At 42.6% G+C, this 12,186-nt stretch carries 10 protein-coding genes; 8 read left to right on the top strand and 2 right to left on the bottom strand.

Translation table 11 applies throughout. The features are described 5' to 3' along the window. The first annotated feature begins 105 nt into the window (after positions 1 to 105). The 4 genes from LAY41_RS14285 (at position 106) to LAY41_RS14270 (ending at position 5,753) form a co-directional block, all read left to right on the top strand. Positions 106 to 1,419 carry an AAA family ATPase gene (locus LAY41_RS14285; RefSeq protein WP_249098723.1) on the top strand — a complete coding sequence of 438 codons (1,314 nt, stop codon included), beginning with the start codon at positions 106 to 108 and terminating at the stop codon, positions 1,417 to 1,419. Next, positions 1,407 to 2,123 carry a DUF4276 family protein gene (locus LAY41_RS14280; protein WP_249098722.1) on the top strand — a complete coding sequence of 239 codons (717 nt, stop codon included), beginning with the start codon at positions 1,407 to 1,409 and terminating at the stop codon, positions 2,121 to 2,123. Before LAY41_RS14285 ends, LAY41_RS14280 begins: the two co-directional genes overlap by 13 nt. A gap of 26 nt (positions 2,124 to 2,149) precedes the next feature. Beyond that, entirely contained in the window at positions 2,150 to 4,744 is a 2,595-nt protein-coding gene (locus LAY41_RS14275) for a phospholipid carrier-dependent glycosyltransferase (RefSeq protein ID WP_338022989.1), read from the top strand. 484 nt (positions 4,745 to 5,228) lie between these two features. Continuing rightward, positions 5,229 to 5,753, top strand: coding sequence for a hypothetical protein (locus tag LAY41_RS14270; RefSeq protein ID WP_249098720.1), 525 nt, complete (start codon positions 5,229 to 5,231; stop codon positions 5,751 to 5,753). A gap of 212 nt (positions 5,754 to 5,965) precedes the next feature. Here LAY41_RS14270 and LAY41_RS14265 read toward each other — a convergent pair whose 3' ends face one another. Beyond that, positions 5,966 to 8,011: a PAS domain S-box protein gene (locus LAY41_RS14265; protein ID WP_249098717.1), complete on the bottom strand. Its 2,046-nt coding sequence runs from the start codon at positions 8,009 to 8,011 to the stop codon at positions 5,966 to 5,968. A gap of 353 nt (positions 8,012 to 8,364) precedes the next feature. On the opposite strand from LAY41_RS14265, the gene LAY41_RS14260 reads away from it, so the two are divergent. Next, entirely contained in the window at positions 8,365 to 9,294 is a 930-nt protein-coding gene (locus tag LAY41_RS14260; RefSeq protein ID WP_249098712.1) for a cobalamin-binding protein, read from the top strand. Between the two features lie 687 nt (positions 9,295 to 9,981). On the opposite strand, the gene LAY41_RS14255 is transcribed toward LAY41_RS14260, so the two are convergent. After that, complete coding sequence (locus LAY41_RS14255) at positions 9,982 to 10,428, bottom strand: hypothetical protein (protein ID WP_249098709.1); 447 nt, start codon at positions 10,426 to 10,428, stop codon at positions 9,982 to 9,984. 72 nt (positions 10,429 to 10,500) lie between these two features. Between LAY41_RS14255 and petN the strand changes: the two genes are divergently transcribed. The 3 genes from petN (at position 10,501) to LAY41_RS14240 (ending at position 12,177) form a co-directional block, all read left to right on the top strand. Continuing rightward, entirely contained in the window at positions 10,501 to 10,590 is a 90-nt protein-coding gene (gene petN, locus LAY41_RS14250; RefSeq protein WP_249070415.1) for a cytochrome b6-f complex subunit PetN, read from the top strand. Between the two features lie 4 nt (positions 10,591 to 10,594). Further along, on the top strand, positions 10,595 to 10,738 hold the full coding sequence (locus LAY41_RS14245) for a hypothetical protein (RefSeq protein ID WP_249098706.1): 144 nt from the start codon (positions 10,595 to 10,597) through the stop codon (positions 10,736 to 10,738). 143 nt (positions 10,739 to 10,881) lie between these two features. Beyond that, positions 10,882 to 12,177 (top strand): glycosyltransferase family 87 protein, encoded by a 1,296-nt coding sequence (locus LAY41_RS14240; RefSeq protein WP_249098704.1) that lies wholly within the window; start codon positions 10,882 to 10,884, stop codon positions 12,175 to 12,177. Positions 12,178 to 12,186 lie beyond the last annotated feature (9 nt).

The raw sequence follows: 12,186 nt of genomic DNA, 5'->3' as shown, positions 1-12,186 counted from the left end.
GGTTCGTGGTTGATTGAAAAAACCATGAATCATCAACATTACTCCCGTCACCAGATAGCATTCACAGTTGTATAATTTAATAGACACAGTTCTGTTTAAAATGCTATGAATCAACCACCACTTCGTTTTCTGGCTACTAAAAATTATAAAAATCTTCATTTGGATGAGCCGATATATCTAAATAATCTCAACATTTTTATAGGCCCAAACGGATCTGGTAAAAGCAACTTCATCAGTTGTTTAAAATTTTTAAAAGATTGTCTTACAGCTATTCCAGACGAAAATAGAGGTGTGAGTAGCTTTGAAGATGCAATTGCTAAAATTGGTGGTAATAGAATCCTAGATGGCAATGTTGCAAGTCCGGCCTTAGTCGAATTTTCTTACTGTTTTTCGCAAATTTCCCAAACTAATAATCCTCAAAGAGACAGTGTAATTCTTGACCTAAAACTTTATACCGATCAACAAAAAGGGAGGGCTAGCATTTCCGAAGAATATTTATATGGCGGAGAAGATTTGTATGATAGTTCTAATAAAAAAAGAACTAAGTCACCTTTCTATTACTATAAATTGCATGAAAGAGAATTAGGTCAAGGAGTAGTATCTGTTTACGATAATCCTGACCAAACCCAAACTCATTTTGAACCTCTAGATAACATTCCTACGAATTCTCTGGGACTATTTACAATTCCGGTACTGCTTGAAAATAGTCAATCACCTCCTGAAAATACGCCAGTTTACAGAATTAGAAGACAACTGAGTGAATTTATTTCAAAATGGCAGTTTTATAACGCTAATAACATGGATTTAAATCAAATTAGAACGGCAGAGCCTAAACTTGGCCCAAGTGACATTTACTTATCGCCATCGGGATATAACTTAGCGTTAGTTCTAGATAACTTAAATCAAAATATTGACTTTGATGAAAGTCTTAATTTAGCGATGAAATCAATCATACAAAAAACTCGTCGCGTCAGACCTGGGCGTACTGGTCGCCTATCTCTCGCTGTAGAATGGTATTTTGAAGGTATAAATGAACCGTTTTACCTTAATGAAATGTCAGATGGAACTGTCAGAATGTTGTGTTGGGCAACTATATTACATTCTCCATTTCTTCCTTCTTTGTTAGTAATTGATGAACCAGAATTAGGATTGCACGTATCGTGGATGCCAATTTTAGCTGAATGGATTAAAAAAGCAGCCACCAAAACACAGATAATTATTACTACGCATAGCCCTGACCTTTTAGATCATTTTACGGATTGTTTAGAGAATGTCCTTTGTTTCTATTCTGAAAATAAAACGCATTTTTTCATAAAGCATCTTTCCAAAGAGATGCTGGATGAAAAACTCGAACAGGGATGGGAATTAGGTGATTTATACCGAGTTGGCGATCCAACTGTGGGAGGATGGCCGTGGTAGTATGGGTTTTTGCTGGTGGTGGTGAATCTGAGGTTAAAGGATTAACTCAATTTTTGGATAAAAATTTTCCTGGATGTCAATTTATCCGAAAAACACCAATCCGTCAAAAACCTGGCCCTAAGCCTAATAAAGCCCTTAGTTATGGGAGAACAGGTCAAAGTTTGATAGAACAAATAAAGGAGGAACTACCTATTGCTTTAAGAGTGGAACCAAATAGATGCGATCTTATTTTAGTTTTTGATGATTTGGATTGCCGCGATCGCATAACACAAAGACAAAAAATATTGGAAGAGATAGCAAAAATATCAGAATGTGACAATATAGAAAAATTTGTTGGATTTGCAGCGCCTGAACTGGAAGCTTGGATTATTGGAGATTGGAATAATACAGTAGCTAATCATCTAGATTTTCGAGACAGACATCAACGTATGCGATGGTGGCTGAGTACGAAAAGGAATATTCCTTTTAATAATCCAGAATCATTTAGTGAGTATGACCCTGAAAGAGATTGTTGTCGAGAAAAATTATCAGAGGCATTAATTGAATCGACTGTTCAGGATGCCGATCGCGATAAGCCACGCTTTTCTAAAGGATTGCATACCCCTGAACTAATAACGCAAATTAATTGCGGTGAATTGCAACGAAAATGCCCATTATTTCGAGAATTATATAATTATCTTAATCATTTTTGTCAGAATTCATAAATAATGGATCTAGGGAAAATAAATGAGTGGAAGCTGTGATTGAAGAAAATAAACCCAAAAAGTTAAAACGGTTACTGGCTTTGGGCATAATTTGGCTGGCGGGTGCGGTGTGCGATCGCATCTGGTTTGCCCTCGATCGGTCTGTACCCGCCTGGGATCAAGCAGACTACCTCACAGGCAGTTTAAACTACTGGCAAGCCTTACAGCATCCCCAGTGGTTTAACGGTGAATGGTGGACGAGTTTTTGGCAACTCACCTCCAAAGTCCCACCCTTTACCTATATTGCCGCAGGTATTATCCAAAATTTCTTTGGCACTGGGCCAGATCGAGCTACACTTGTCAACCTATTCTTTAGCGCTATTCTATTAGTCTCCGTTTATGGTTTGGGCATAGAATTGTTCAGCGTTGAAGTCGGGTTATTGGCGGCGGCGATATGTCAGGTTTTGCCGGGATTATATAGATTTCGCATAGATTTTTTACTGGATTATCCGCTGACGGCAGTAGTAACGCTATGTTTCTATTGTCTGACGGTTTGGTGGAATATAAAAACCACGAAGACACGAAGAAGAGAATGGTTTTGGGCAGCAGGTTTTGGTGTTTGTTTGGGCTTGGCTTTAATGGTGAAGCAAACAGCCATATTCTTTTTGTTAATACCACTACTGTGGGTAGGGTTTGGGGAAATTGGCAATTTAATTAAAAATATAAGATTTAAAATTAAACATGAGAATAATTTTCTCGGCAATTCCATTAACAGAATAGGGCAGCTAATCGGTGCTTTGTTGTTGTCAGTGTTAGTGTTTGGCCCTTGGTATCGCACCAATTGGCTGCTGATACTGACTTCTGGGAAACGGGCGACAGTGGATTCTGCGATCGCAGAAGGCGACCCAGCCCTCAATACCCTCGACGCCTGGACATTTTATTGGAAAGACCTGCCCTATGTAGTCTCTTGGCCACTTTTACTAATACCTATTGTTGGGTTACTACTTTATTTTGGTAAATCAGCTATTAGAAAAGTAGAAGAAAATAAACACTTACCAATTACTAATTACCAATCATCCTTAAAATGGTTGACTATATTTTGGATAGGTTCATATTTACTTACTTCTGTGAATATTAACAAAGATACTCGTTATGTTTTGCCATATTTGCCAGTTTTAGGCTTATTTTTAGCTTACTGCTTAACACTCTGGACTGGTCGCTGGGCTAAACATATTCGCTGGGGTACTATCGGTCTAGCCATATTATTAATGTTGTTAAATCTGTACCCGCTTGGGGGTAGTTGGTTAACCCAATTTCTCAGTCCTCGCTTTCAGCATTATCCATATTTTGGTGCTGGGTGGCCGCATCAGCAGGTAATTGCAGAAATTATCAAAACTGAAGCTTATCTGCGATCGACTTTAGGCGTCCTCCCCTCGACACCAGAACTTAACCAGCACAACTTCAATTATTACGGAGCATTAAGCAATTTTCAGGTTTATGGGCGTCAGGTGGGAACGCGAAAAAAATTTGTGCCGCAGGATGCACGCAGTCTCTCATGGTTTGTTACTAAAACTGGCAATCAAGGGTCAGTTCCCAGCGAGGCGCAATCTGCGATCGTCCAAATTGTAGAACAAGGCGGAGATTTCCAATTACAGAAAACTTGGAATTTGCCAGATGAGAGTACTTTGAATCTCTACCACAGCCGAATTCCCCCAGTACAAGTAAAGCAGGAGAGAGTTTCTGAGTCCCCAATCCAAAATCTCAAATTAAATCGAGTTACAGTACCAGATCGATCGCCACCAGGAGTTCCAGTCCCAGTTGTCTACGATTGGTCTGGCCCCTGGAATCAATTGCGATCGGGCCTGGTGCTGCTAACTTGGCGCAATTCAGCCGTTTCGCCTGCACAAGGAACGAAGCAAAAACAATGGTTGCATGACCATGCTATCGCGATGGGAAATTTGCATCCGGGTAAGCGCGTCCCAGGAGACAGTCAGCCTTTTCAAGTTATCGAACGGACGGCGATGCTTCCTCCCACCGATATCGTTCCTGGAATTTATACTTTAGAGGCAACTTACCTAAATCGACAAACTGGTGAAACTTATCCCATCCCAGTACCGCCTGTCACCGTGAAAATTGACCCAACTGCTAAGCCTACACCCGCACCCGAATTAGATCTACTCACTCAGTTACGGACTTCAGCAGCAAAATTGCCCGAAGGCCCAAAGGCACTCGATTCTGTCTTCGATCGAACTGGACGGATCAACCAGTACGATCCGACTCAAGATTATCTGATTCAAGCTAGCAAGACGCTAAATTATCGGTTGCAGCAGTCACCGCAAAACCTAGACTTGGCTTATGCTTTGGCGCTTGCGAAGGTGTTGCGGCGACAGCCAGCAGGTGCGATCGCAGCTTTGGAACGAGTCACCAAACTGGACTCCCAGAATCCCTACGCCTACGCCTATCTCGCCTTTGTCCACCTGTACGACTGGCATCCCAAAGCAGCCCAAAACGCCCTCAAGCCCGCTCTAGCTCTCAACCCCAATCTACCAGAACTCCAAGCACTGAGCGGTGTTGCCGCACTGATGCAGGGCAATGTGGTTGCAGCTTGGAATTATTTCAAAATATTAACTTCTGTTAAATAAATATGTTTACTTTTTTCGGGCAAAATGTACTTTTTTATACTGAAGTCTGTTTTTAATATATTAGTACTTATTTTGAGTCTAAGTAGGTGGGCATAATTAAACGTAAAACTCCAGGCCCTTAGAAACCCGGTAACTCCTGCGAAACCGGGTTTCTGGGAGTTCAGTTTATTTACGCCCACCTACTTATCTCTGTCACAACTTGGATAGCGGGTGTGTACTTACGTAATATCACTTCTACGTAAGTAACATTACGATGTAGTTAATATAACTTTATAGAAAGTTTACTTTAGTACCCAGGTGTAGGGTGCGATACCTCTACCCAGAAATAGCTGTTAGGTGATATTTATAAACTTATGAGGGCAATCTGTAATCTCAAAAACCCGATTTCCGTAGCCCTATAAACCGATATTTAGTTAGCCAAACTCAAAGAAACATTTAAGTGAAGTAATAGCACAAGCAATCAATCTTAATTCAGAGGTAAGGTATGTCCGTAAAAGCATCTACTAATTCAGCAAACGATCGGCCCGCTGCTTGGACGCGGGTAGTGGGTTTGCCCAAAGACAATGCAGATTTTATGGAAAAGTATCAAAGCTACTCGTCATCAAACGAAATCACGGAAGAAGAAGAAAAACAACTAAATCTAATTGATGAGCAAATAGATCGGGCCGATCGCGAAATAGAGTACAAAATGGATCTCGATGAATTTAGGATAAAGTTCATCGAAGAAGGCGATTTCAGCGGTCGGCTTAAGAACTGGCAAATGGCAGAAGCTGACTTCTGCATCAACTGGCTCAGTCACAAAAAGCATCAGCTAGAGCAGGAAATGGATCGTGATATCCAATGGCTGAAAGACAAATACGCAAACAAACTTAAACAGTTTGAGGACAAAATTGTCGCCGCTCAAAAATATTACGATCTTGCTTATCAGCAGTGGCTCTCAGAAAACTGGCAGTCCCAAAACGCTTATGCAGACAACCTGCTACACCCAATTGCACAGGTAAGTAAGTAAAACTGCCGCGCCCTTAGAAACCGGGTTTCTGGGTGTTCAGTTTATTTACGCCGATCTACTTATACCAAATCCGGGATAAAAACCCCCGTTATCCATAAGTTGGGTGAAGCATTGCGGTAGAAAGGCTTTGGCTCTTGGGAATACACTTATTGCCGCAATGCTTCACCCCTACACTTCACACTATAAAGGGGGTAAATAACCCGGATTTGGTATTATTTAATATATCGCATCAAGATAGACTCAATTTGAGCAATTCCAATTGGCTTAGTGAAGTAGTCATTAGCTCCGGCGGCCAAACAACGTTGCCTGTCACTTTGTGAGGCAGTTATCATTACCACGGGCAAGTCTTGTAAGTCTGGTTCCTGTCGCAGCGTTGTCAGTAAATCTAGTCCGCTTGCGCCATGCGGTAAATGTAAACCCAACAAAATCAAATCGGGTTTGAAGGTTTGTACCTCCTGCAAAAACCCTACACCATTTGGAAGATGTTTTACCTCGTAGCCAATAGCGTGAAGATAATTCTCTAACACCAAGGCACTGCGGTTATCGTCTTCCACAATTAAAATGTGCGCTCTATCAGCTAGAGGTTTTCGGTTGTGAGTTTTTAGCTGTCGCCGATCGGTTGCTCGATCCTTTGGTTCTGGAGAGAAATGCTCTAGCTCTGCTCTACTGAGAACCGATCGGCGACGATCCGGCAGAAAAAGCGTGAATTGACTGCCTTTACCGAATACCGATCGCACCATTACATCGCCGCCATGCAAACGGGCTAGTTTGCGAGTCAGCACTAAACCCAAACCAGTACCTTCATAGCGCCGGTTGAGGTCGCTATCAAGCTGGCAAAAGGATTGAAACAGCAACGGCAGATGTTCTGGGGCTATGCCGATACCTGTATCGGCTACGGTAAATGCGATCGCTCCCGGTACTTTACGGACAATCAGCTCCACTTTGCCAGCGGGTGTGAACTTAATTCCATTAGAGAGCAGATTCAGCAGCATTTGCTTAACTCGTCGCTCATCCGCAACGCAGAAATCCGCTTCGGTATCTACTTCAATTGTGAGTTGCAGCCCCTTGGTAAAAGCTGCTTCGCCCACCAGGCTTAGGCAAGAATTACACAGTTCTGACACACTTATTGGCATCAGAGTCAGTTCTTCTTTGCCAGCTTCTACTTTGGAAAGATCGAGAATATCGTTAATCAGCGCCAAAAGATGTTCGCCACTGCTATGAATGCAGTTGACGTATTCCTTCTGCTTCTTATTGAGAGCGCCAAAAATTTGTTGCCCCAGCAGTTGCGACAATCCCAGAATGGCATTGAGCGGCGTTCGCAATTCGTGGCTCATGTTCGCCAAAAATTCGCTCTTGGAGCGACTCGAAGTTTCGGCGGCTTCTTTAGCCTGAAGCAGTTCTAGTTCTGTCTGCTTGCGCTGGGTAATGTCGCGAACAATGATCAGTACTTCCTCTTCGCCGCTCACAACTAACCGAGCCTCATAATGGCGCTGATTGCCAGCGATCGTTAGTTGATACTCAAAAATTTGGCTCGATCCGGTTTGTAACGCTTGCTCCAGGTGGGACATAATCTGCTCACTTAGGTCACCAGGCATCACTTCCCGCACTTTTTTGCCTAAAAATTGGCTCGGATGCAGGTACAGCTCATCCTCTTTGCTGGCTTTGAAGTCTAGGAAGGTGCCATCTTGATGGAGGCAAAACATTAAATCGGGTATTGCGTTCAGAAGGGCTCGATTTTTGGCTTCACTCTGGCGTAGGGCCGCCTCTGTACGTTTGCTAGAGGTAATATCTCGCTTAATCGCCACATAGCAGATGGGTTTGCCTGCATTATTGCGGACTGCGAACGCGGAAACTTCAATGTATAGTAGATTCCCGCTTTTGGTGCGACTGGTGATTTCGGCACGGTGAGAGCCCTGCTTTACAAGTTCCTGAAAAAACGACGAGCCAAAATCGCTGCCTGCGTGAATAGCTTGTGTTCCCCGCAACTCCTCATCTGCGTAACCCAACAAGGCTCTATGGGCTGAGTTCTGTTCAACGTAGTGCCCCTGCGTATCGAGAATGGCGATCGCATCGTTGGAGTTGGCAATAATCTCTCGGTAGACGGTGAGCTTTTCCTCTGTCTGCTTGGGCGTTGTGATGTCTCGCATCGTGTTAACCGTCAAGAGAACTTGCCTTGTCCTATCTCTAGTACTTGCCCTATTGGTACTCATCCACTTCTTCTCACCCTTGGCATAGCGTACAACGAGATCTTGCTCCATACAGACTTCACCCCAGAGGCGCGACTGATTCAGTAGCACTTCTAGGGTAACAATTGTGCTGTTAAAATCGGGAACCTTTCGTAACCAAGCACATACCTTTACTGGTGTTGGTAGTTCAACATTAGATTAGTCCGCAATTAGCTCTCTATACTTTTTTGTAACGATTTCTTTATAAAAATTGTTTATCTCACTATGCAACGCAAGAAGGATAACAATTTTAAAGATTAACGCTACTTTAAAAGTACTGCTTAAAACCTGGTTTGTCATACCAGATGGCAACCCCGATCGTCAATTCTACGCAGGGGCGTCAAATTATCAGCCGAAAATTTCATTTGACAAGAGAAGTGGCAACAATGACTGATGCAAAAAATCTGAGAATTGTCTCTCTTATACCCAGTGCAACAGAGATTGTAGCGCTGTTGGGCCTAACCGATGCTCTGGTAGGGCGATCGCACGAATGCGACTATCCGCCGGAAATTCAAGACCGTCCTGCTTGCACCCAAGCCCGATTGAATTCCTCCAAACCCAGCGCCCAAATTCATCAAGACGTTACCTATCTCCTGCAAAACGCCCTCAGCATCTATGAAATCAAACTAGACCTCCTAGAAAAGTTGCAACCGACACACATTCTCACTCAAGATCAATGCGATGTGTGTGCCGTCAGCCTATCAGAGGTGGAAAAAGCCGTCGCCCAACTTACCCACACCCAACCCCAAATTATTTCCTTAAAGCCCAACCTGCTAGAAGATGTGTGGGCAGATATTCAAAATGTTGCCGAAGCGATGGCTGTCGGCATACCGACTTCTCTATCAGATTTACAGTCTCGTGTCAAAATTTGCGAGCAAAAAACTCAACCAAGCTTCGATACAAAGCGTCCCACCGTCGCTTGCATCGAGTGGACAGACCCCCTGATGGCAGGCGGAAACTGGATTCCAGAATTGGTAAAACTAGCAGGCGGTCAGCCTCTTGTTGGCGTACCCGGTCAGCCTGCCCCTCAGTTGCAATGGGAATCGCTGGTAACGGCCAATCCAGACGTGATTGTCTTTATGCCCTGCGGCTTCGATCTCAACCGCACCCGTCAGGAAGCTACTATATTAGCTCAACGTCCAGAGTGGCAGAATTTGCAGGCCGTAAAGACTGGAAAAGTCTACATTACAGATGGTAATTCCTACTTCAATCGTCCGGGGCCGCGATTGGCAGATTCGGTGGAAATTTTGGCTGAGATTCTGCACCCAGAAACCGTTCAATATGGCTACAAAGGCAAAGCTTGGGAGATTTTGTAGCTATAATTGGTCATTGGTCATTGGGAAAAAACAAATAATGTTTCACTTGATTTTTCACTAATGACTAATGACTAATGACTAATGCAGTTCATCTTCATTCACAAAGAATACCAAACTGAAAAGAGGCAAGACTGCCACAGACAACAAAGCCAGGAATATCATGCACTTTAATATAGTGTATATAGAGCCCTTGGCATTCTGAATTAACAGCTGGCACTTGTTAAGGAAGTTTTTGACAGCCGAAGTGCCTAAATATTCATTTTCACTAATCGAATGACCTAGCCTTAGCATGGCACTGCACCTCCAGCTACGCCTTACAAAAAAAATTATTTCTTACTTTCTTTATGATTACTCTTTTAATAGGCAAAATTAATAAATGATAAGAAAGTAAAGTAAAGTACAATAAAATACACAAGAAGATCGGATTCTTGACAATATCAAACCTTGGCGGATGAAAAATGCGATGGCCTCATAATTTCTTATCCTAGAAAAGACAGAAAACTTAACTCAAGGAACTGAACATGACGACGGAGTACTGACAGAGGATTATAAAATCGCCGGGACAATTCCGAAGTGCTGATGTAGCGCAGTTGGTTTGTGGGTGTTTAGTTTCCGAACGTGCTAACAATAAAGTTTTCTCAGCTGTTGACCGCAATATGATATACGGTCAAGTAGAATTGGAGGAATTTAGCTTGACTTGAAAGGTTTTACCCAGCCGCGATAGATAGCTAAGTCGAGAGTAAATCGGGCAAATGCAAATAATAAAATACTCTCGACGCCCAAAACACCGAATGACCAAAAGCCATTCTGGAAATTTAGCCCCACGTCCACCTGGGCCGATCCCCGCACTAGCCCAAAAGCTAGCACCGCCCCATCTTGAAGATGGGAATTTCGATCCTCGCGGATGATGTAGCGGTAGGTGATACCGAACAGGAAGCCACTTAAGCAGGCTACGGCCCCACCAAAGAGCAAGTTCGCTGCCGTCGATATTTCCAAATCTGCTAGCGTTTCAAACTGCTTTGCCAAAACTAGCTGATTTCCCAGCGCCATGATACCATAAGCCAGAGAAAGAGACAAAGCAGCAAAGCTTCCTGACTTGACAGATTCAATCCGTTCTGCTTGCAAGACGTTCAAAGTGAAACTCCATCACTTCAAAGTATGATAAAGCCTAGAGTCATTTTGTAACCTTTGGTTGAACGTACAGCTATGGATATTCTCTCACTGGGTTGGGTTTCGCTACTCGTTTTGTTTACCTTCTCTATCTCTATGGTGATTTGGGGCCGCAACGGTTTCTAGAAAAGTGGAAACTTCAACACTAACTGTTCTTTCTTTGGTTGCCTTTGGGCTGTTACTGACAGTCTCAGGCGGAGTCATATATCTGACGGTGGCAGAGTGGCGCGATCGCAGGCGTATTGACCGCGATAAGCGCGATCGTCGTCGTTAAACCTTTTCTCAGGGGCTAGGGGGGGAATTTATCAGCCCCCATTATCCCCCATACCTAGAGAGGAAAGCCAGTTTCCCAGTCCAACCTACAGCACTCGATCGCTACAAGCAGTCCTGTGTCATTCTATTTACCCTCAATTTATTATGAGCGCTTATTTTCTATATATTGTTTTGATTTTGGCTACTATTGGATTAAATATCGTCGCTAAAAGATTCCTACAGCAACGATGGAATTTATGGCTGGGCTGCTGCGTGCCTGCGCTAATTATGATGTTATTTTTATGGAAAGTTTCTCAACCACCAGACCAGTATTTATTTAGCGATTTTAATAAAGCATACTATCCGGCAGGCAGATTGATTTTTCAAAATCCATCAGAATTGTATCTAAACTCCTGTGTAGCAGGTTTTGTAAATATTCCAATTATTGGTTATTTATTCACACCGTTTTCGCTACTTAATTTGCAAAATGCTCAAATTTTGTTGGTGATTTTAAGTATGGCAGCAGTTGTCCTAACTTGTTATTTATTATTAAAACTAACGAATTTTTCCGGTTGGCAGAGAGTAGTTGTAATTGGCCTGTTTGTTGCTAATGGGCCTCTTTACTACAGCATTAGAGACGGAAACTCTACACATTTTTTACTTCCATTGTTATTATGCGTATTTTTTTTGCTAGATAAAAAGCGCGATATTATGATTGGAATTATATTAGCGATTGCAGCTTTAATTAAAATACCTTTATTTCTATTAGGAGGTTATTTTTTCTTAAGAATGCGATGGCGAGTGGTAATAGCAATGATTGCGACTGTATTAGCTATTACGGGAGCATCAGTACTCATATTTGGCCTCGATTTACATCTAACCTGGTTTCAGCAATGTATTCAGCCCTATGCTGGAAAGCCAGTAGCGGCATACAACGTTCAATCCGTAGATGGCTTTCTAGCTCGTTTGTTAACCAACGATAACTTACTCAATTGGAATCCTCTGGTGTTAGGTTGGAACTTTAAGGTAGCGCGATATCTACTGATTGCAGTCTTAGTGGGTGGCACTATTTGGGTTGGTTGGCGATCGAAATCGCCAGTCACCATAAAAGCAGAAAATTCAGAGTTTTCTATGGCTATTTGTCTATCCTTGTTAATCAGTCCAATTTCATGGACGCACTACTATCTGTTATTGTTGTTACCTCTAGCCTTGTATTTTGGTAATCGGTTGGCAATCCCCGAAAAAAAGGTTTGGTTTTGGTTAATAGTGCTGAGTGCTTTGCTGATATCATTACCAGTTATCCGTGTTGATAATTACAGGCCGATCCTCCAATTGATTATGTCCAAAATTGTGATTTCAAGTTACTTTTTTGGGGGAGTTTTATTATTGGTTATTTTAGCGATTGGCAGATTGCAAACTGCCCAAAAAGCCAAAAGCCTTGAGAGTGAATCTGTATCTTAAATAAGGATT

Origin of the sequence: Argonema galeatum A003/A1 (assembly GCF_023333595.1) — a bacterium.
Lineage (GTDB): Bacteria > Cyanobacteriota > Cyanobacteriia > Cyanobacteriales > Aerosakkonemataceae > Argonema > Argonema galeatum.
Note: the sequence above shows the minus strand (reverse complement) of the source record. Positions and strands in the feature narration are given on the sequence as shown.